Raw genomic sequence first — 20919 nt, forward strand, 5'->3', positions numbered from 1 at the left:
GGTTATCGCACCGGTTTCTCTGCGTTGCCGCGGACGAGTTCGATCAGCGACACGCCGTTTACCTTCTCGACTTTGTAGTTGACACCCGAGAGGTCGCCCATCGCACGACCCTTCGCACCGCCGATACCGGCGATGGTGACTTCGTCGTGCTCGTCGATGAACGAAATTGCGCCGTCACCGGGACAGAACGCGGTGACCTGCTTGCCGTTTTTGATCAGCTGGACCCGGACGCACTTTCGGATCGCCGAGTTGGGCTGTTTCGCCTCGATGCCGACCTTTTCGAGTACGATACCGCGTGCCTGGGGCGCTCCCTCGAGGGGGTCGGACTTCTCGCGAAGTCCACGGGCGCGGCGCGCGTAGTCCGAGTCGGACCACCGCTGGTTCTGGCGGTCCTTCTTGAGCTTGCGCGCGGCGTACTTGCCGTTTGCCATAGTACCCGTCGCTATCCGACGAAGACACTTAAGCATCCCCTTTTCCATCTCGCGATACGCCACGAGAACGCTCGAACGGGGGTAACGAAGAGATCTGAGCGGGTTTCGTCTGCGGAGGAACGCTCTCGGGGAGTCGTTCTCCCGTCGGACGACGGTCGGCGACCGCTCGCTCGAGACTCCGCCGGGTGGGCCGGCCGTGGCCGCTCATCTGCGTTCGAGCCGGTATCCGCGTCAGTCGGTGGTGGACGTCGTCGACGGGTTTTCCGCGTCGACGAGGACCGATCGATCGACGTCGGCGACGGTCGTGTGACCCGTCAGTGCGAGCGTCAGGTCGAGGTCGGCCAGGACGTTCCGACAGACCTCGCGGACGCCGTCCTCGCCGTCGATCGTCAGTCCGTAGACGTACGGCCGACCCAGCAGGACCATCTCGGCACCGAGTGCGAGCGCCGTCAGCACATCTGCCCCGCGGCGAATCCCGCTGTCGAACAACACCGGAACGCGCCCGTCGACGAGCTCGACGACCCGTGGCAGTGCCTCGAGTGCGGGCACCGCATCGTCGACCTGCCGACCGCCGTGGTTCGAGACGACGATTCCGTCGACGCCGGCCTCGAGCGCCAGGGCGGCGTCGTCGGGGTGGACAATGCCCTTGACCACGACCGGCAGGTCGGTCCGCTCGCACAGCCACTCGAGGTCGTCCCACGTGAGCGAGTCGTCGCCGAAGACGTCGAGAAATCGCATGACTGCCGCGTCGGGGTTGTCTTCCGGCGGCTCCGCGAGTGTCTCGCGGAAGACCGGATCGGAGAAGTAGTTCGCGACGCCCTCGCCGTCGAGGAAGGGCAGGTAGCCCTGTTCGACGTCGCGCTCGCGCCAGCCCATGACTGGCGTGTCGACGGTGACGACGATGGCCTCGTAGCCGGCGTCCGCCGCTCGCTCGACGAAACTCGCCGTCAGTTCGCGGTCCGAACTCCAGTACAGCTGAAACCACGCCGGAGCGTCACCGGTCGCCGCCGCGATCTCCTCGAGTGGCTCCGACGAGACCGAACTCGCGGCAAACGGCAGGCCCAGGTCGGCCGCCGCTCTCGCGGACGCGAGTTCGCCGTCCTCGTGGAAGATCGACTGGACGCCGACGGGTGCCAGCGCGATCGGTGCGGGGTACGTCCGCCCGAACAACTCGACAGAGAGGTCACGCGAGGAGACGTCACGAAGCATGCGCGGGACGAGCCGCCAGCGAGAGAACGCCGCCCGGTTCGCGTCGGCGGTCCGTCCAGCACCCGCACTACCCGCGACGTAGGCGTACGCCGCCGGGTCGAGGGCCTCGCGGGCTGCCGCCTCGAGCGTCTCGTAGGACGGCGACAGGTTCGGCGGCTGGTCTGCGAGCATTCCCTGCGTGAACACCTCGACGAGCCGCTCACGTCCGTACGATGGGCTGTTCTCGTTCGACATGATGAGCCCTTCGAATGGGGAGGTCCTATAGCTTCGGGAGCAGCAAACGGACGAAAAAGCCCGACGTGAGCGCCAGCGCGCGACTACGTCAACTGGACGTCGTCGATCCCGAAGTGACGCTCGGCGAGCGTCCGCGCAGCCTCGATCGTCAGCCCGTCTTTCCCGATGGCGACGCCGCGGTCCTCGTCTGCGACCTCGACGTACGCGATGGTATCGTCGTTCTCGCTGATCGTGACGTTGTACACCGCCGCGGGCGCGAGCGCGTTCGCGACGAACGCCGCGGCCGTCTCGGCGGCCTCGATCAGCCGCACCGACTTGTCGACCTGCCGTTCGAACTGCGTTACGTGTCTGCCCCCCGGGCCGATCGCCTCGCCCATCTGTCCGGGCGCGACGACGACGAGCAGCCGGCCGTTCTCGAGGACGCAGTCGCGACCGGTCGCGCCCGTCACGTCCTCGAACAGCGCGAGATACTGGCGGGCGTCGTCCGAGAGCGTCACGCCCATCGTCGTCAGTCGGCCTGTCTCCCGCTGGTCGACCCCATCCGGAGGTCGACGTCGCCGGTACCGAGTTTGATCGGCTTGCCGACGATGACGTTCTCGGTAACGCCGTCCAGGTCGTCGACCTCACCGTGGATAGCCGCGTTGAGCAGGTGGTTGACCGTCACCTCGAACGCCGCCCGCGCCAGGACGGAGTCTTTCGAACCGGAGATGCCGTGGCGGCCGATCGACTCGATCTCGCCGCGGTTTGTCATCATGTCGGCGACCAGCATCAGGTGCCGGACATTGACGTCGTCGAGACCCTGCTCTGCGAGCGTGTTGTGGGTCTCCTCGATGATCGCCTCGCGAGCGGCCTCGATCCCGAGGTTGCGGTGGATTTCGTGGATGTTGTTCGTCGTCGTCCGACTGGCGTCGACGCCCTCGATCGAGAGCACGTCGCCGAAGGCCGACCCCTCGGTGTAGAGGACGAACTCCTCGCTGCCGTCGTCCATCTCTTCTCGGCGGATGACGACGCGAGAGACCTCCTCGATACCCTTGAACGTGATGTCCCGGAGCTCCTCGACGAGCTGTAGCAGTTCGCGATAGGACGGCTCTTCGGGACCGAACTCGACGGTCGTCCCCTGCTGGACGGTATCCACGCCGAGGTTGTCTTCGATGATGCCTGCGACCTCCTCGGCCGTGATCATCCGCTCTTCTAAGGTGTCTTTGTTCAGCGAAATCTGGACGCGCATGTCGGCGACGTTCGTCGAGACGTCACCGAGTGCGAGAATCTGCGTGGCCTCGATCTTCCAGACGACCTCGTGGGCTTTCTCGCGCTCGCTGGCGTACTCGTCCTCGAGGTAGACCGTCATCATCGGCGTATCCGGGGTCTTCCGGGCGTCGACCAGTTCGATCAGCCGCGGCAGACCCTGCGTGACGTCGATCTCTGCAACACCCGCGTAGTGGAACGTGTTCATCGTCAGCTGCGTCCCCGGTTCGCCGATCGACTGTGCGCTGACGGTCCCGACGGGGTCGAGCGGATCGATCCGCGTCTGGAGGTACTGGTTCTCGACCGCCCGGGCGATCTCGTCGGCCTGCTCGAGGGTCGCGTTGCGCTCTTCGACCGTCTCGTAGACCTTCTCCCTGAGCCGGCGGGGGAGTTCGGTGTCCTCGACGACGGCGATGACGTCGTCGCTGACGTCGTACTCGACGTCAGTCATCGGAGGTCACCTCCACGTCCTCGACGATGCGACGACTATCTGCGTACTCCGAGAGGTTCGTCGGCTCCGGCTTCGAGCCGAGGAACTCCTCTTTCTCGGCTTCGGATTCGAACTCCGACTCGAGGATCCGATCTGCGATCTGTTCGACGTCGACGTCGCCCTCCTCGCTCGAGGAGACCATCACCGGCGAGGTGCCGTCTTCGCCGAACTCGAACTGGACGATCGTGTCCGAGGTGTCCCGGACGGTGCCGTCGTACTGGGTTTCGAGTTCGGTGAGGGCGTTGATCAGCCGGCGCTGGAGGTAGCCGGACTTCGACGTTCGCACTGCGGTGTCGACCAGCCCCTCGCGGCCACCCATAGCGTGGAAGAAGAACTCCCGTGGGGTGAGTCCGCTCGTATAGGAGTTCTCGACGAAGCCGTGAGCTTTCGCCGAGAGGTCGTTCGGTTTGTAGTGGCTGAGGGTCCGGTCCTCGTAGCCGCGGTTGATTCGCTCGCCCCGAACTGCCTGCTGGCCGACGGCACCGGCCATCTGGGTCAGGTTGAGCATCGACCCACGGGCACCAGAGTTTGCCATGACGACGGCCGGGTTATCGTCTTCGAAGTGCTCGTCGGCGATGTTCCCCGCGTTGTCACGAGCACGGGACAACGTCTGCATGATCTTCATCTCGAGGGTCTCGTCGATGGTGCGGCCGGGCAGGGACTCGAGTTCGCCCCGCTGGTAGGCCTCGATGAGTTCCTCGACGCGGTCGTAGGCGTCGTCGATCGTCTCGTCGATTCGGGATTCGGCTTCCTCCGGGATTGTCTCGTCGTCGATGCCGATCGAGAACCCGAAGTGCATGATCGCCCGCATCGCGAGCGTCGAGACTTCGTTGATGAAGATCCGGGCGCGGGTGTTGCCGTAGACTTTCGTGATCGTGTCGACGATCTCACCGCCGAACTCGCCGACCTCGTCTTCGGCGATGGTTCCTTCGAGGAGTTGGCCGTCCTCGATGACGACGTCGTCGCCGACGGTGCCCGTGAACTCGAGGTTCAGGTCGTCGGGAAGGAGTTCGGAGAAGACGTCGCGACCGGTCCAGAACGGCTCGCCCTCGTCGTCGATGCCGCTGGGGTCGGGCAGTTCGTCGATCCGCGTCGCCCGCAGGAGGTCGAGCGCCTGCGTCTCGTTGAACCGCGGGTTGTCGTGGGTAAGCAGGTAGGTTCCCGAGATGTGGTCCTGGATCGCGCCGATGATGTTCTCACCGAACCGCGGCGAGAGGATCTGTTCCTGGACGCGCATCAGGACGCGCGCTTCCGCACGAGCCTCCTCGTTCTGGAGGGCGTGCATGTTCATCTCGTCGCCGTCGAAGTCGGCGTTGTACGGCGGACAGACGACGGTGTTGAGCCGGAACGTCTTGTACGGCATGACCACGACCTCGTGGGCCATGATCGACATCCGGTGGAGTGACGGCTGTCGGTTGAAGATGACGATGTCGCCGTCGATGAGGTGTCGGTTGACCTCCCAGCCGGGTTCGATCTTCTTCGCGAGTTCCTCGCAGTTCTTCTCTGTCACCTTCAGGCGACGGCCGTCCGGCCGTCGGACGTAGTTCGCGCCCGGGTGGCCCTCCGGTCCGTTGGAGACGTACCGCCGGGCGTCGGCAACGTTTCGTTCGGTGACGTTCATCGTCTGGGTCATCTCCTTTGCGACCCGATCCGGGACGCCGACTTCGTTCAGGCTGAGCGTCGGGTCCGGCGAGATGACGGTCCGGGCGGAGAAGTTCACGCGCTTTCCGGACAGCGAGCCGCGGAAGCGACCCTCCTTGCCCTTCAGTCGCTGGCTGAGCGTCTTGAGCGGGCGACCGGAACGGTGGCGTGCCGGCGGCGTGCCGCTGATCTCGTTGTCCATGAACGTCGTGACGTGGTACTGGAGCAGTTCCCACAGGTCCTCGATGATCAGCTGGGGTGCGCCGGCCTCGCGGTTCTCCATGAAGCGCTGGTTGATCCGGATGATGTCCACGAGTTTGTGCGTGAGGTCGTCCTCGCTGCGCTGGCCGTTGTCGAGCGTGATCGACGGCCGCGCCGTCACCGGCGGCACTGGGAGGACAGTGAGGATCATCCACTCCGGACGGGAGCGCTCGGCGTCGATCCCCAGCGCCTCGATGTCCTCGTCTGGGATCGCCTCGAACCAGTCGCGAATGTCCGAGGGCATCAGCTTGTTCGTGTCCTCCTCGGTGAGGTCGATGTCGAGTGCCTTCTCGATCGCTTTCCGCTGGCTCTCACGCGGGCGGAACGAGCCGGAGAGGATCTCGTTGATGCGAGTGAGGTCGATCTCCGTCTCCTCGGCCAGTTCGTCCGGCGTCGTCCGCTCGCCGTCCTCACCACCCTGCATCGCCGCAGCGATGCGCTGGGAGTACTCGCTGGTCAGCACCTGCTGGACCTCGTAGTAGGTGGTGGGCTTCTCGTGTTCGATGTCGTACTGGATCTCGCCGCAGTGGGGACAGCGATCTTTCTTTCGTGCCTGTCGGATCGCCGCCTTCGTGACGTCGTTTACGTCGCGGCCGAGCTTTCGCGACTGGTCGATCTGGTGGCGGAACTCCTCTTTCTCGTCTTCGGTCAACAGCAGCCGGGAACACTCCCGGCAGGTGCCCCGGAGCAGCCGCCGGATGAGCTTCGTGAAGCCGACGTGGATGACCGGCGCGGCGAGTTCGATGTGGCCGAAGTGGCCGGGACACGAGCCCGAGTGCTGACCACAGGTCTTACACTCGAGGCCGGGGTCGATGACGCCGAGACGGGGGTCCATCAGCCCCATGTCGATGGGGAAGCCGTCGTCGTCGTAGGTGTCGGCCGTGATGATCTTCGTCGCGCTCATCTCCCGATACTCCTCGGGCTCCATCAGCCCGAAGTTGATCGATCCGATGTCTTTGGGTGTCGTGTTTCGCATGTGTTATACGGCGTCTTCCAGTTCGAGTCGCGGTGCGATGCCGAGCGCTTTCATCTCGTCGAGCAAGAGCTTGAACGCGTAGCTCATCTCGATCTCGTGGATGTCGGTCTCCTCGCCGCAGTTCGGACAGTACACCCGCCGTTGTTCGACGTTCTCGGTCGCGGTCATCCCACAGTTCCCGCAGATGTGGATGAACTCGCGGTCGGACTCGTCGAGCAGGCGTTCTTTGAGCGTCATCGCCGCCCCGTGACCGATGAACACGTCGCGTTCCATCTCACCGATCCGCAGCCCACCCTCGCGGGCGCGACCTTCGGTCGGCTGGCGGGTCAGCACCTGCACCGGCCCGCGCGAGCGGGCGTGCAGTTTGTTCGAGACCATGTGGTAGAGTTTCTGGTAGAAGATCACGCCGACGAAGATTTCGGCCTCGATCTTCTCCCCGGTAACGCCGGAGTACATCGTCTCTTTGCCCGCGGAGTTGAAGCCCACGTCCTCGAGTCCGCTCCGGAGGTCCTCTTCGTCTTCGCCCAAAAACGGCGTGCCGTCGACGCGACGGCCCTCCATCGATCCGAGTTTGCCGCCGATCATCTCCAGAATGTGCCCGACGGTCATCCGCGAGGGAAGCGCGTGGGGGTTGACGACGAGGTCCGGCACGACGCCCTCCTCGGTGAACGGCATGTCCTCCTGTGGGGCGAGGTGGCCGATGACCCCTTTCTGGCCGTGTCGCGACGCGAACTTGTCTCCGAGTTCCGGGATCCGTTCGTCGCGAACGGAGACCTTCGAGAGTTTCGAACCGTCCTCGCCTTCCATCAGCGTGACGGTGTCGACCACGCCGGATTCGCCCGAACGCATCGTCACCGACGTTTCACGGCGCTTCTGAGGCGAGAGCCCACCCATGTCGTCGGGTTCCTCCAAAAAGCGCGGCGGGGACGTCTTCCCGAGCAGCACGGAGTTCTCGTCGACCTGTGTCTCGGGGTTGACGAGTCCGTCCTCGTCGAGGTGGGCGTAGGCCTCCTCGCCACGGGCACCGCGAACGTCCTGGCTCGGAATCTCGAAGCGGTCTTCCTGTCCGCCGGGGTAGCGCCGTTCCTCGCCCTCGTAGGTCCGGAAGAAGTGCGACCGGGCGAGCGCGCGTTCGACCGACGCCTTGTTCATCACCAGTGCGTCCTCGATGTTGAACCCCTCGTAGCTCATCACGGCGACGACGAAGTTCTGGGCGGCGGGACGCTCGTCGAAGCCGATCTGCTCGGTGGTCTGAGTCTTGACCATCGACAGCTGCGGGTAGTGCAGCAGGTGCTGGCGCGTGTCCGGCCGAATGCGGTAGTTCGCCGCCGGCAGCCCGAGCGACTGTTTGACCATCCCCGCCCCCATCGTAATGCGCGGACTCGCGTTGTGCTCGGGGTAGGGGATCATCCCCGCACCGATCCCGAAGATCAGCTGCGGGTCGATCTCGAGGTGGGTGTGCTCTTCTTCCAGGTCGTCCTCGTCGACGGCGACGTAGATGTCCTCTTCCTCCTCGGCGTCGATGAACTCGACGTAGCCGTGGGCGACGAGGTCGTCGAACTCGAGGTCGCCATCCCGGAGCGCCTCGATCTCCGCCTCGGAGATGCGCGGCTCGCCGTCCTCGACGACGAGCAGCGGCCGACGGGCACGGCCCGCGTCGGCGTTGATGATCACTTCGCGGGTGCGCTCTTTCACCGAGACGTTTACCATCTCGCTGACGTCGCCGATGCGTCGCGCTTCGCGGATCTGTTCGGCCAGTTCGTGCGGATCCGGGTGGGTCCCCACCAGCGACCCGTTGACGTACACCTTGGCTTCTCGCTGTTGGCTACTCATATTAGTCGTCTGCAGTCGTTCGGTTGACGCCCTCGATGCCCGGAATACCCTGGACACCCATCGACGCCAGTTCGCGTTTGAGTTCCTGTTCGTCCTCGACGTTCTGTGAGAGCTCCATCGCCTGTGCGAAGTTCTTCACCAGCCCACAGTTAGGACCCTCCGGGGTCTCGGAGGGACAGATGCGACCCCACTGGGTCGCGTGCAAGTCCCGCGCCTCGAAGTGTGGCTGTGAGCGGCTGAGTGGCGAGCGAAGCCGCCGCAGGTGCGAGAGCACCCCCATGAAGTCCGTCCGATCGACCAGCTGACTCACGCCGGATCGGCCGCCGACCCAGTTGCCCGTCGCGATCGGGTGCTCGAGTCGTTCGGTGAGCACGTCCGACCGGACCACGGTGTTGACCGAGAGCGTCCGATTTCGCATGTTCGCCCGCTCGAGCTGGTACTTCACGTCGCGTGCGAGCTTGTTCAGCGCAGTCCGGAAGAGGTCTTTCATCAGGTCGCCGGAGACCTTCAGGCGCTTGTTGGCGTAGTGGTCTTTGTCGTCCGACTCCCGGCGACCGAGCGCGAGTTCGAAACAGGCCTCGGCCATTCGACAGAGGTAGTGTGCCTTGTTGATCCGAACGTCCTCATCGGGCACGCCGTCCTCGTGGAGGTGCGGAAGGAGGTACCGGTCGATGACGTAGTTCGCGCGCTTGAGCTGGTAGTTTTTGCCCTGGCCCGAGGCGACGCGTTTGCCAAGTGCCTCGATCGCCTCCTCTTCAGTCTGGACCTCCGCCTCTTCCAGGTTCTCGAGCATGTACTTGACGACCTCGGGGTCGTTCGAGACCTTGTGGACGATCTCCTCGTCGGACTCGAGGCCGAGCGCGCGTACGAGCGTAACGAAGTTGATCGAACCCGACACGGAGGGGAACGAGACCTCGAGCAGGCCGTCGCGGGTGCGCTCACAGAGCACGAGTGCCCGGTAGCCCCGACGCTGGGAGAACGTCTTGGCGACCTGGATCTCGTCGCCGTACTTGGTGTCGTACTCGGCGAGGATCTTGTTCGGCGCGAGGTCCTCGCTGGTCATCAACACTCGCTCGGAGCCGTTGACGATGAAGTATCCACCGGGGTCGGCAGGATCCTCGCCGATCTCGATGAGTTCTTCCTCGGAGAAGCCCGCGATGTTACACTTTTCCGAGCCCACCATGATCGGCATCCGACCGATCTTCGTCTCCGTCGAGTCGACGACCCGCTGGTCGCCCTCCTCGCCTTTGACGATGGACATCTCCATGAAGACGGGCGCGGAGTAGGTAATGTTGCGCAGCCGCGCCTCCTGGGGGTAGAGCAGTTCCTCCGAGCCGTCGGCCTCGCGGACGCGAGGCGTGACGACGCGGACGTCGCCGAGTTCGACGTGGACCGGCTCTTCGCCCTCCTTGTCGCCGATGTCCGTGTCGATCGTCGCCTTCTCGTCGACGACCTCCTGCATTCCTCGGTTGAGGAACGCGTTGAACGACCGGTAGTGGTGTTCTGCGAGCCGTTCTTTCGAGAAGTATTCGCGCGAGATGTCTCGTCGTTTTGATCGGTTCATTTCTGTTGCCATTTAATCCACCACGAGGCGGTATACGACCGCCTGATCTGTCGTTCGCGAGTCTCGAACGATCTCGATGACGTCGCCGATCTCCGCCTCGTCCGGCAGGGCGGGATCGGTGCGTTTGATTTTCGGCAAGTCGGTGCGGTCGATGTCGTACTCCGCGAGCACGTCCTCGAGCTCGTCCTCCTCGAGAACGGTGTGCTCCGGAACCAGTTCGTGTTGGCTTACGTCTACCATGTGTTGGTGTGGGCTAACGGGAGAGAAGCGGCTGTCACGAGATACTACAGGGACCTATAGTCGGGACGCATTTAACGGTTACTAACTCGAGTCAGAAGCAAGGCTAACCGGCCGGGCGAACCTGACCGGGATAGACGTTCACACTCGAGGATAGCCCGTTCTGGTATATATCCCTTGTGGAGAATGAGTGTCACTGCCACGCAATAGGGCCTCGAAGCGATGGCGTCGGCTGTGGCTCGCGTCGCCGTACCAAACGCACCTCGAGTGGAAAGTCTTAATACTTCCACTCGGCAACGAAGAGTTGCAAGCCCGGGTGGTGTAGTGGCCCATCATACGACCCTGTCACGGTCGTGACGCGGGTTCAAATCCCGCCTCGGGCGCTTCTTCGATTTCCAATTCGTGAGCGACCGGCGTAGCCGTGTCGCGAACACTCGAAATCGAAGAGCGGCGATCGGGATTTGAACTACGGAACGAGCGAACGAAGTGAGCAACGTTCAGGTGGTTCAAATCCCGCCTCGGGCGTATTCTTCCGCGAATAATCTCGACGAGCACCGCGTAGCGTGTGCTCGTCACCCGTGAGCAGGAGATGCCGAGCGAGCAACGCGAGAGACGTTCAGGTGGTTCAAATCCTGCCCCAGACGGTTTCAAACGGCCATAAGAATTTTCATTTGAAAACATATATTTAAAGCATCAAAACAGAGAGGGAGTTGTGACTAGCATGCAAGATAGGTCGGATGGTGATGTGGACGACGACGTCCTCATCGAAATCGTAGATGCGCTGGAAGCGAACGACGTCGATCTCGATTCTAACCGCCTCTACGACTACATCGATCCGGACGTACTCGAACAGCTCCTCGAGTCGGCGACTGGACAGGTGACGGTCTCGTTTACCGTCGACGAACACCGGGTGACGGTAACGCCCACGACGGTCGTCGTTTCCGAGCACACCGGTCCAGAGACGACGCACACTCGTAGTCGCTGACTCACAAACGTCCAAGACGGTGGGAACGTCGAGCCGCCGAACTTGACATCTGGCTGTGAAAGCCGTTCTGGAGTCGTGGGCACTCCGACGAGCGCGCCGGCGCGCTGCTGGAACTTGGCGTCCGAGCGGCTGGACTTCGAGCGAGTCGGTGCGGCACACCAGATCTGGAACGAGAAGTCGAAGCGAGCCATCGAGACGGACGTCGAGGTCTACGGCGGTCGGTACGACAGCCCTCCGCGACTGGATTCCGAAAGACGACGTGAGGAGAGACCATCTATCCCGTCTCGCGTGAGCAGTACCACGGGAAGGAAGACCGATGCAGCGACGACGGTAGCGAACGAAGGTGGTCGGAATACACTCGACTCGAGATGGGGCACGGTCTCGAGGAGCACGCCTGACGATCGGATTACGGAAGTCTTAAGAATACCACCCGGCAACGATAAATTGCAAGCCCGGGTGGTGTAGTGGCCCATCATACGACCCTGTCACGGTCGTGACGCGGGTTCAAATCCCGCCTCGGGCGCTTCTTCGATTTCCAATTCGTGAGCGACCGGCGTAGCCGTGTTGCGAACACTCGAAATCGAAGAGCGGCGATCGGGATTTGAACTACGGAACGAGCGAACGAAGTGAGCAACGTTCAGGTGGTTCAAATCCCGCCTCGGGCGTATTCTTCTGCGAACAATCTCGACGAGCGCCGCGTAGCGTGTGCTCGCCCCTCGTGAACGGAAGATACCCTACAGCAGGATTTGAACACCAGCAGTCGCACTGCCCGGAACGGCCGAACGACGTGAGGCCGCACGCCCGGAACGTCTGCGCATGGGTTCAAATCCCGTCTCGAGCGTTTTTCGAGGACCAATACGACGAGCACAGCGGGTCGTCACTCGAGTGTTGGTGGCCCTCGAGTGCGAATGTGAACGGCGAAGACCCGCCGTCACTCGTCGTCGGCGTAGACGACGCGATCGACGACGCGACGCTGGGCGTCGTCGACATCGTAGTCGTAGAGAGCGTCGTCGTCTTCGTCGGTGGTTTCTCGGTGAGTCCCGTCGCAGAACGGATACGACTCGGCGAGCCCACACTGACAGATCGCGATATCTCCCTTTTCGTCGTCGAGATCCGACGCCGTCAGCTTTCGCGGGCCGTGGGCGTCGTGTTCGACCAGGCGTGCCATGTCCAGGGGATACGTCGGCAACGACAAGTGCGTTGTGGCGACGAGATGCCGGAAGAGGAACGAGCGCTCGTCGAACTGGTCTTCGATCGATAATCTAATTAATTAGTACCATTGTGATTCTGACACTAAACACATAGGAATTATACTTAACACCTGCCAGCGCGTAGCCGCATCTGGCGATCTCGGACAGACTGTCGCCATCCCCCCACCCCCCAGCTTTTTCCCGGAAGCGTGTCGAGAGAGTACGAATAGCTACCACCCTGGAGCCTGTTCGCTCGCTCGTGGACTCGAGCCGCCGTGTGGCGTGTCCCGTCGGCGAATCGTCGCTGCGTGAACGGTTTCGGTCGCGTCGTCGACGACGACGACCTCGCCTGGTGCCGTCGGCATTCGATCGGCGAGCGACGACTGCACGTACGACGGACGAGCGCGCTCGAGCGCCTCGATGTCGGCCAGCGAAGTCAACCGATGCGAGACGACGACGTCCGACTGCGAGATGCCGACGTCGGGGATCGCGCTCGGTCGCTGCGTGGCGGCGACGAGGCTGACGCCAGGTGTCCTGCCACGTGTCAGAATCGTTCGAAGCGTCGACGCGGCGACGCCGTCGAAGAACGCGTGAGCTTCGTCGAGTAACAACCAGGGGAGTCTGGCGATCGTCTCGTCGACGCGTGCCCGATACAGGGCGTCGCCGATCCCGCTGACGACGGCGTTCATCGGCGCGGCGTCGAGTCCCGAGACGTCGACGACGGTCACCTCCGATCCACCGAGATCGGTCGCCGCGAGACCGTCGTCGTCGAAGACGCCCCACGAGGCGGCGAGGTCGACGTGATTTGCCGCAGACCGCCGGTCGACCGCAGGTGCGTCGGCCGACTCGACGTGGTCGCGAACGTCCTCGAGCGTCGTTTCGGCGGCTGTGGCCTGCCAGAGCAGGCCACCAGCGCCGCTTTCCGGCGAGAGTCCGAGAAGAACACACCACGAGCGCGGATCGAGCGCGGACGGGGAAACAGCGGGCGAATCGATCACAGTGGCCGGAACCGGCTCGCCGTCGGCCGGATCCGCGAGCGTGTCGAAAACGCCCACCGTGTCGACGATTACGGGGGCGACGCCGGGTGCACGCGCGAGTTCCTCGGCGACGACGCCGAGCGTGTAGGATTTGCCGTAGCCGCGCTTGCCGACGATCAACACCGCGTGGGGGCCGTCGAGGTCGAGCGACAGCGGGGCACCGTCGCTCCCGTCGAGTGCCCTGTAACGGCCCAGCGCACCCGTGGCCCCTGCGTCTCGGTCACGACCGATCACGAACGTCACGGTCGGGGGTGGCCGTGCGTTCGTACTTGAACCCTCGGTCGCGGGTTTATATACGATCGGGCGGCCAATCTGGCTATGCGGTTACAACATCCGTTCGCGGACGACGATCGTGCGATAGAAGGACTGCCGATCCGACTCGTGATCGCGCTCGTCGTCGGCGTCGCGAGTCTCGGCATCATGATGAACATGCTCTCGGGACTCGGTGGCCTCTCCTCGACCGAGGTCGACGTCGACGCCGACCCTGTGACCATCGACGCGGATACCGACACGACCGTCACGCTCACTGTGCTCGGAGACGACGGCCAGGCCGTCGAAGACGCGACGGTGATCGTGATGGGCGGCTCGGCGCGACTCGACGGGACACCACAGGGGGAGACGAACGAAGACGGCGAAGTGGGGCTCAAACTCGAGCCCGAGCTCGCTCACGGTCAACGAACCGGCACGCTCGAGGTCGAGGTCGTCCCGCCGACCGACAGCGACTACGTCGACGACCAGGGGAACAACGAGATCGTCGTCGTCGAAAACTAGCCGTCCCACTCGATCCAGTCTTGCTCCCAGCCGCGACGTGACTCGGCACGCCGCCGGGCGAACTCGAGGTCTTCCCGGGCGGTCCGGTTGCGCTCGAGCGCCCCCGACTGTTCGCCCTCGACGAGCAGCGGGTCGAACGAGACGGCACCGAACGTCTCGCGAGAGCCGTCGGCGTCGGTCGCCTCGAGGCGCTGGCGGTGACCGCCTCGCGGGAAGACCAGCCGTCCGTCGTCGGACAGCTGCTCGAGAAGCGCACGCGGCGGATCGATCGCGGCGGCCTCGACGAGGATGCGATCGAACGGCGCGTACTCCGGGAGACCGTAAGCGCCGTCCCGGCAGTCGACGAGGACGCCGTCGTAACCGGCTCGAGAGAGGTTCTCCCTGGCTTCGTAGACGACCGGACGGGCGATGTCGACGGCGTGGACGTTGGTCTCGCCGACGAGTTCGGCGACGACTGCGGCGGTGTAGCCGACGCCGACGCCGACGACGAGAACGGAGTCGCCGTCGCGGGCCTCGAGTGCCTGCAGTAGACGGGCGACGGTGCTCGGAGCGAGAACGCGGGTCCCAAGGCGTTCGTGTTCGCGGTCTGCGTAGGCGAGTCGCTCGTCGTCGAGAAATTCGTGGCGGGGGACGTCGCGCATGGCGACGCCGACTGCCTCGTCCTCGAGGATGGCCTTGGTCTCGTGTGCGAGACTGTCGACCATGTCCTCTCGCAGTACCGCGAGGTCCATAGGCGAGATACTGGTCCGACGCTAATCAATGGCGCGCTTGCGTGGTCGTTCCTGCCCCGACGCAGTCTGGCGATTTTGATCGGGGTCGGCGCTGGGCTGGAGCACGGCTCATAATGATGGCTGTGACTGGTTGCCGACGCAACCGCAAGCCGGTTCGTGGTTGCGGCGGTACAGACTCACAGCTATCGTTATCACGGCGGAGACCAGGTCTCCGGCGTCACCAGGCAGACCAGGCGGACGTCGTCTGGTCGAACGCGTAGACACGTTTGACGTCCTTCGCGAAGGCGACGTCACCGTCCTGTTCGTACCGGTCGCGGTCGTAACCCGAGGCGTCGCCGCGGACGACGAACGCGTCGATCTCGAACTCGTCGTCGCCGAACTCCTCGACTTCGCCGACCTCGAACTCGTAGTCGCCAGGGACGTAGATGGTGGTGCTTCGACTGTCGTCGCGTGAGCCGTCCTGCGGGTGGATCGTGACGTTGACGCCGACGTTGTCGACCTCGCGGGTCCAGACGGTCTCGATCTTCTCGGCACCCGCCTCCTCGACGCGACGGTGGTGGTCGACCTCGAGGCTGGTGACGCGAACGGTCGAGAGCACTTCCTTGGTCTCCAGGATGAACTCGTCGCCGACTTCGATGGTCTCCTCGGCCGGCGTGGTGACGTTCGCGGTGAACGACTCTCCGTCCTGGGAGACGACGACGTCGAGGGTCACTTCGCGTTCGCGTTCTGGCTGTACCTTGTGGACGTGTCCACACTCGCTACAGCGGACAGTGAGCGCACCGCCGCCGGACGAGAGGACTTCGTGGACCGTCTCGAGATCGGGAGAACACGCCGGGCACGGCGTCGGAATTCGGTCCGGGACTTCGGTCATGGTCCGGCGTAGACGCCGCGGGCGTAAAAGGCGATTGGACGGCGAGTGGACCGTCAGTCGGTCGGGTGGGACAGGTGCTCGCGTCCGACACCGAATGCCTCGTTCATCTGTTTCCACCGCGGGTTGTGCCGCCAGAGGGCGAGTTCATCGCGCTCTGCGTTGCGGTGGGCCTCCTCGACAGAGTCGCCCCGAGCGCGATACTCGATCTCGCGAAGTTCGTGATAGAGGACGAACCGCTCGTAGGGTCGCCAGCGTTCCGAGATCCAGATTTCGTCGAGCGGAATCTCGAGGTCGTCTGCGGCCGGCGGATAGATCCGCTCGCCGTCGTATTCGACGCGGTAACAGGCGTTGTACGCCTCGATCTCGGCGTGGGGGACGTAGACGACGTCCCATCCGCGCCGTTCGAGGCGTTCCCGTGACGTAGTCACTCCGACCACCGGACCAGATCTATCACTTCGAAGTGAAAAACGTGATGATCCACTCCGGTGCAAAGAGTGTGCGTTCGGCCGCCCGTCCCCCGTCTCGCGTCCGACGGGAGGAGTCGCCTGCGCTACTGGCTCTCGGGTTCCGGTAGCGCGACTTCGGTCCCGTCGGCGTAGACGGTCGGATCGCGAACGATCCCGTCGAGGTGGATCGGGGCCTCGGTATCGCCGCCGATTCCCGCGTCGTCGCCGATCGCGATGTGGATCGTGCCGGCCGCTTTCTCGTCGAGCAAGACCGACCCGACGAGTTCCGTCACGGCGACGTTCGTCCCGATGCCGAGTTCGGCGAGGTTGTACGCAGCGTCGCCGACCTCGTCGGCCGCGTTCTCGACCGTCTCGCGGATGTCGTCGTCGGAGATATCGGTGACGGAGCCGTCCTCGACCTCGAAGGTGAGCGTCTCTCCGTCGGCGAGCAGCCCGTGGGGCATCATCGTCCCGTCGACGACGAACGTGCCGTCGGCCGTCTCGGGACTGACGAACACCTCGCCGGCGGGGAGGTTCGACATCTGTCCAGGTTCGTGGACGATGCCGGTATCCGAGAGGAACTGCCGATCGCCGATGCCGAAGGTGACGTCGGTTCCGAGCGCCGTCGTCACGCGGATTTCGTCGGCGTCGTCGACCTGCTCTCTGACCTCCTCGCAGTGGGTCGCGATGGAGTCGTAGTCGGCGTCGAGTCCGGTGGTGAACACCTCCTCGGTGATGCCGGGGAGCGTGGCGACGCGAGCGCCGACCTCGTTCGCTTCCGTGCGTGCACGGGTGTGACTGAGGCTCTTCGTCGTCGGCGCGAGGACGACGTCGCCACCTGCCATCGCCGCCGCGACTGGTTCCGGCGGTTCCGCTCCGTGGGTCTCACCCGGTGGATAGCGAACGACGACGGCGTCGTCGGTGATCTCGCTTGCGACCTCGTACAGCGCCTCGCCGATTTCGAGGCGGTCGTCGTCGGTGACGATCACGCAGGACTCGTTTTCGGTGAGGTTCAGACACTGGCGGACGGCCGTCTCGGCCGAAGTGCGAAGATCGCTCATGGTCCAACGTGGGGCAGCGACAGGATAGGTCTTCCCTTCTATCGATCTGCGTACTCGGACAGCAGTGTTGCCCGCTCGTGTCGACCCAGTCGCTCGTAGGCGTTCGCCTCGTACTCGAGCGAGAGAACGGGAACGTCGAGCCCGTCGACGGTGATCCAGCGGCGATGGTCGGTGACGTCCACTGGAGGTTCCCACACGCCGTCGGCTCGTTTCTGGAGAGCACCCATCACCTCCACGCGGACGCCCGCGAGGTCGAACGCGCCGAAGTGTGATCGGATCCCGTCGCTCGATTCGAGTGACACCGGGTCGACGACGGCGTCGGAGAGTCGTCGCTCGAGTTCGTAGGCTCCCGCTTCGGTCGTCTGGACGTCGACGTCGTCGGGCTCGATGGGAACGCCCTGGAGCGCGAAGCTCAGGCTGCCGGTCAGCGCCCACGTCACGTTTCCGTCGGTACAGGTCTCGTGGATCGTTCGAAGCGCCTCGAGGTGAGACTGCACCACCATGTGTGATGATATCAGGACCCAGGTACGATAATGATGCCGGAACGAGGACGAGAGTACGGAAACCGAGTTACGGTATCCGGTTCGAGCGTTGACGCGAGACGAAGATAGAAACTCTAGAGCGAGTAAAATACGGCAGAGAAGGCTCGAAACGGTTATCCGACTCGGTACTGGATTCTCGGGTACATGCTACAGGTCGCCATCAATGGCTACGGGACGATTGGGAAACGCGTCGCAGACGCCGTCCGCGAACAACCGGACATGGAAGTACTGGGCGTCGCGAAGACGCGTCCGAACTTCGAGGCCGAGACGGCCATCCAGAAGGGGTACCCGCTGTACGCGGCGATCGAGGAACGCGCAGACCAGTTCGCCGAGGCCGGACTCGAGACCGCCGGTCAGGTCGAGGAACTGGTCGACGAGGCCGACGTCGTCGTCGACGCAACGCCGTCGGGCATCGGCGCGCAGAACAAGGAACTGTACGAGAAGTACGACACGCCGGCGCTCTACCAGGGCGGCGAGGACGCGGACGTCGCGGACGTCAGCTTCAACGCCCGTTCGAACTTCTCCGAGGCGGTCGACGCCGACCACGTCCGGGTCGTCTCCTGTAACACGACGGGGCTCTCGCGGGTCGTCTCACCGCTTCGCGAGGCCTACGGCGTCGAGAAGGTCCGGGCGACGCTGGTTCGTCGCGGCGGCGATCCGGGCCAGACCTCTCGTGGCCCGATCAACGACATCCTCCCGAATCCCGTCACCGTTCCCTCCCACCACGGTCCCGACGTCAACACCATCTTCCCCGACCTCGACATCGACACGCTCGGGATGAAGGTTCCCGCGACGCTGATGCACATGCACAGCTTGAACGTCACGCTCGAGGAGGACGTCGACGAAGACGAGGTTCGCGAGTTGCTGGCCGACGAGAGCCGACTCTTCTTGATCCCGGAAGCGCTGGCGATCGACGGCAGCGGCAAGCTCAAAGAGTACGCACTCGACGCCGGCCGGCCGCGTGGCGACCTCTGGGAGAACTGCATCTGGGAGGAGTCGATCTCCACCGTCGGTCGCGACCTCTACCTCTTCCAGGGCATCCACCAGGAGTCCGACGTCGTCCCCGAGAACGTCGACGCGATCCGCGCGGTAAGCGGACTCGCCGACGCCGAAGAGAGCACGACGACGACCGACGACGCGCTCGGAATCGGCCTCTGAGACGATTCAGCAACACAACAACTAGCGCCGACAGAAAGTTTTTGCCGCGTCGGCAGCTATACACGTCTATGCGCCGAGACGACCGCGACGACCCCTTCGACGATCTCTTTCGCGAGATCGAACGGATGATGAACGAGATGATGAGCGGCGCGGACATGAACTTCGAATCGAGCACGAGCGTCGACACCGGATTCGGCACTGACACCCACGTCGACGTCCACGACGCCGACGACGAAATCCGCGTCGTCGCCGACCTCCCTGGCGTCGAAAAACAGAACATCGACCTCGAGTGTGACGGCAAGACGCTCACGATCTCCGCTCGAAGCGACCACCGCGAGTACGACGAACGCGTCACCCTACCCCGCCGGGTCAACGAACACACCGCTACCGCCACGTACAACAACGGCGTCCTCGAGGTCGTCTTCGAGCCCGCCGACCAGTCTGCCGGTATCGACCTCGAATAAACGAACGGCGGCGGTCGTTTTTCCGCCGGCAAGCAGACGCATTGGCGATCAGACAAACTTACAACAGACCGTATCAGTTGCCGCCGAGGAGAGCAGCGACGTAAACCACCCGCGCCCGCGCCGAGGGCGACGAGAGCGAGCCGAGAGCGAGCAAGACTATAGTAGCTACTGACAGTCGTTGCACACCTGCTCGTGACTCGGCGGCCAGTACTGGCCGCTCCGTTGCGAGCAGTGTGTAACCCGTTTCAGTTGTTATACTGCCGGACAACAGTCACTGAACACTCGATCGCGTCTCACGGCCCATCGCCAGCGGCGACGGCCGTTCGAGTGCGATCGATGTATGAATCGTGTTGTCCAGGAGTATACTATAACACATCGGTTATCGCTGCACCGTCGAATACCGCGATCGGTTGCATACCGGCGAAGGTCAGTCCGACCGAGACTGTGAAAGCTCGGCCAGCCCGAGGACGTCGCCAACGCCGCCGCGTTCCTCGTCAGCGACATGGCAGGTCACGTGACCGCCGAGTCGCTGCTCGTCGACGGAGGCGCCCGGAACACGAGCTAGTTCGGCGAAAACCAGGCGGATCGCAGACGACCTACGACGTCTCCTGACGGACTCGGCGGTCGATCGCACTTGCCAGCCGATCGTAGAACCCCGGTTCGTACTTCGTCGCCGCGTCGATCGTCGGCCGGGCGTTCGTCTCGTTGACGACGACTCGATCGTCCGTCACGAGCAAGTCGACGCCGAGAAACGGGATCTGGAGTTCACGGGCCGCTGACTCGGCGATCTCCCGCCAGGGGGCCGGCAGGTCGGCCCCCGTCGCTTCCGCTCCACGGTGGACGTTGTGTTTCCACCGACCATCGGCGCGTGCACCGTCGGGCAATCGACGTTCGACCGCGCCGACGTACTCTCCTTCGAGAACCATCACCCGATAGTCGACGGCGCCGGGGAGGTACTCCTGGACGAGAAACGACTTGTCGCCCGTCGCCCGGTAGTCGTGGACTAGCCCGAGATAGTCACAGATGCCGAGAAAGGAGTCGAGGTCGTGGGCTTTCGCGACTCCGGCGCCGCGCGTCGTCGAGTTCGGTTTGACCACCACCGGCGGATCGAACCGTTCGAAGACTGCACGGAGGTCGGACTCGTCGACGGCGTTCGAGACGTAGACTGACTCGGGTACGGGGAGGCCAGCACGCTCGAGACGTGCCAGTACTTCCGCTTTATTCCGCGAGGTCACGACGGCGTCGCGGCCGTTGAGCCACGGCACCGCGAGAAGCGCGTCCGCGACGCCGCCTTCCATCAGCCGCCCGGGGTAGACGAAGCCGACGTCGAACTCGTCCGGCGACCACGGCGCGTCTCCCCCCAGTGGAATCGTGCGCTCGCGCACGCGCACGTGATGAATCTGGATACCCCGCTCTGCGAGCGGTTCACGCATCCGCTCGAAGGTCTCCTCCCGATTTACGACGGCGAGGTCGATCATACGCGTACCTGCGAGTCCGACGGCAAAAAGATGCAGATGAGAGACGGCGTTCAGATCGGGCGAA

20 protein-coding genes, 2 tRNA genes and 1 pseudogene are annotated in these 20919 nt (G+C 64.0%); 7 read left to right on the top strand and 16 right to left on the bottom strand.

The window, feature by feature from the left end:
* Positions 1-2: 2 nt before the first annotated feature.
* The 8 genes from MU558_RS05245 to MU558_RS05280 all read right to left on the bottom strand — a co-directional run bounded on the left by MU558_RS05245 (position 3) and on the right by MU558_RS05280 (position 10124).
* On the bottom strand, positions 3-431 hold the full coding sequence (locus MU558_RS05245; protein WP_005554545.1) for a 30S ribosomal protein S12: 429 nt from the start codon (positions 429-431) through the stop codon (positions 3-5).
* A gap of 231 nt (positions 432-662) precedes the next feature.
* Complete coding sequence (locus MU558_RS05250; RefSeq protein ID WP_246972572.1) at positions 663-1874, bottom strand: lactate 2-monooxygenase; 1212 nt, start codon at positions 1872-1874, stop codon at positions 663-665.
* Positions 1875-1957: 83 nt separating this feature from the next.
* Complete coding sequence (locus tag MU558_RS05255) at positions 1958-2377, bottom strand: NusA-like transcription termination signal-binding factor (RefSeq protein WP_246972573.1); 420 nt, start codon at positions 2375-2377, stop codon at positions 1958-1960.
* A 5-nt stretch (positions 2378-2382) separates the two neighbouring features.
* Entirely contained in the window at positions 2383-3570 is a 1188-nt protein-coding gene (gene rpoA2, locus MU558_RS05260; RefSeq protein ID WP_246972574.1) for a DNA-directed RNA polymerase subunit A'', read from the bottom strand.
* On the bottom strand, positions 3563-6487 hold the full coding sequence (locus tag MU558_RS05265) for a DNA-directed RNA polymerase subunit A' (protein WP_246972575.1): 2925 nt from the start codon (positions 6485-6487) through the stop codon (positions 3563-3565). Before MU558_RS05265 ends, rpoA2 begins: the two co-directional genes overlap by 8 nt.
* A gap of 3 nt (positions 6488-6490) precedes the next feature.
* Positions 6491-8320 carry a DNA-directed RNA polymerase subunit B gene (rpoB, locus tag MU558_RS05270; RefSeq protein WP_246972577.1) on the bottom strand — a complete coding sequence of 610 codons (1830 nt, stop codon included), beginning with the start codon at positions 8318-8320 and terminating at the stop codon, positions 6491-6493.
* 1 nt (position 8321) lies between these two features.
* Positions 8322-9896 (bottom strand): DNA-directed RNA polymerase subunit B'', encoded by a 1575-nt coding sequence (locus tag MU558_RS05275; RefSeq protein WP_246972580.1) that lies wholly within the window; start codon positions 9894-9896, stop codon positions 8322-8324.
* Positions 9897-10124, bottom strand: a complete 228-nt coding sequence (locus MU558_RS05280) for a DNA-directed RNA polymerase subunit H (RefSeq protein ID WP_246972583.1) — start codon at positions 10122-10124, stop codon at positions 9897-9899.
* Between the two features lie 307 nt (positions 10125-10431).
* Here MU558_RS05280 and MU558_RS05285 point away from each other — a divergent pair.
* From MU558_RS05285 to MU558_RS05295, 3 genes are all read left to right on the top strand, one after another.
* Positions 10432-10504: transfer RNA gene (locus MU558_RS05285), tRNA-Asp, on the top strand.
* Positions 10505-10842: 338 nt separating this feature from the next.
* Positions 10843-11106 (top strand): HalOD1 output domain-containing protein, encoded by a 264-nt coding sequence (locus MU558_RS05290; protein ID WP_246972586.1) that lies wholly within the window; start codon positions 10843-10845, stop codon positions 11104-11106.
* A gap of 450 nt (positions 11107-11556) precedes the next feature.
* Positions 11557-11629 (top strand) — tRNA-Asp (locus MU558_RS05295).
* A gap of 408 nt (positions 11630-12037) precedes the next feature.
* Here MU558_RS05295 and MU558_RS05300 read toward each other — a convergent pair.
* The gene (locus MU558_RS05300; RefSeq protein WP_246972590.1) at positions 12038-12274 is read right to left on the bottom strand and encodes a CDGSH iron-sulfur domain-containing protein; all 237 of its coding nucleotides are present in this window, start codon (positions 12272-12274) and stop codon (positions 12038-12040) included.
* A 252-nt stretch (positions 12275-12526) separates the two neighbouring features.
* On the bottom strand, positions 12527-13576 hold the full coding sequence (locus MU558_RS05305) for an ATP-binding protein (RefSeq protein ID WP_246972592.1): 1050 nt from the start codon (positions 13574-13576) through the stop codon (positions 12527-12529).
* 75 nt (positions 13577-13651) lie between these two features.
* Here MU558_RS05305 and MU558_RS05310 point away from each other — a divergent pair, with 75 nt between their 5' ends.
* Positions 13652-14104, top strand: coding sequence for a DUF7382 domain-containing protein (locus MU558_RS05310; RefSeq protein ID WP_246972594.1), 453 nt, complete (start codon positions 13652-13654; stop codon positions 14102-14104).
* Here the strand turns inward: MU558_RS05310 and MU558_RS05315 are convergent.
* From MU558_RS05315 to MU558_RS05335, 5 genes are all read right to left on the bottom strand, one after another.
* Positions 14101-14835: a protein-L-isoaspartate O-methyltransferase family protein gene (locus MU558_RS05315; RefSeq protein WP_246972596.1), complete on the bottom strand. Its 735-nt coding sequence runs from the start codon at positions 14833-14835 to the stop codon at positions 14101-14103. The genes MU558_RS05310 and MU558_RS05315 overlap by 4 nt on opposite strands.
* A 217-nt stretch (positions 14836-15052) precedes the next feature.
* Positions 15053-15706, bottom strand: a complete 654-nt coding sequence (locus MU558_RS05320) for an HVO_0476 family zinc finger protein (RefSeq protein WP_246972598.1) — start codon at positions 15704-15706, stop codon at positions 15053-15055.
* 53 nt (positions 15707-15759) lie between these two features.
* Positions 15760-16143, bottom strand: a complete 384-nt coding sequence (locus MU558_RS05325) for a hypothetical protein (protein WP_246972601.1) — start codon at positions 16141-16143, stop codon at positions 15760-15762.
* A 113-nt stretch (positions 16144-16256) separates the two neighbouring features.
* The gene (locus tag MU558_RS05330; protein ID WP_246972605.1) at positions 16257-17213 is read right to left on the bottom strand and encodes an aminopeptidase; all 957 of its coding nucleotides are present in this window, start codon (positions 17211-17213) and stop codon (positions 16257-16259) included.
* Between the two features lie 38 nt (positions 17214-17251).
* Positions 17252-17716 carry a nucleotidyltransferase domain-containing protein gene (locus MU558_RS05335; RefSeq protein ID WP_246972608.1) on the bottom strand — a complete coding sequence of 155 codons (465 nt, stop codon included), beginning with the start codon at positions 17714-17716 and terminating at the stop codon, positions 17252-17254.
* A gap of 183 nt (positions 17717-17899) precedes the next feature.
* On the opposite strand from MU558_RS05335, the gene MU558_RS05340 reads away from it, so the two are divergent.
* The 3 genes and pseudogenes from MU558_RS05340 to MU558_RS05350 form a co-directional block, all read left to right on the top strand.
* A complete protein-coding gene (locus MU558_RS05340; RefSeq protein WP_246972610.1) occupies positions 17900-18913 on the top strand; it encodes a type II glyceraldehyde-3-phosphate dehydrogenase in 1014 nt (337 codons plus the stop codon).
* Positions 18914-18981: 68 nt separating this feature from the next.
* Positions 18982-19377 (top strand): Hsp20/alpha crystallin family protein, encoded by a 396-nt coding sequence (locus MU558_RS05345; protein WP_246972612.1) that lies wholly within the window; start codon positions 18982-18984, stop codon positions 19375-19377.
* Between the two features lie 463 nt (positions 19378-19840).
* Positions 19841-19942 (top strand): annotated as a pseudogene (locus MU558_RS05350) (SDR family oxidoreductase); the annotation flags it as partial.
* Between the two features lie 31 nt (positions 19943-19973).
* Here MU558_RS05350 and MU558_RS05355 read toward each other — a convergent pair.
* A complete protein-coding gene (locus tag MU558_RS05355; RefSeq protein WP_246972613.1) occupies positions 19974-20855 on the bottom strand; it encodes an ATP-grasp domain-containing protein in 882 nt (293 codons plus the stop codon).
* Between the last annotated feature and the right edge of the window lie 64 nt (positions 20856-20919).

The sequence above is a fragment of the Natribaculum luteum genome, from assembly GCF_023008545.1.
Taxonomy (GTDB): domain Archaea; phylum Halobacteriota; class Halobacteria; order Halobacteriales; family Natrialbaceae; genus Natribaculum; species Natribaculum luteum.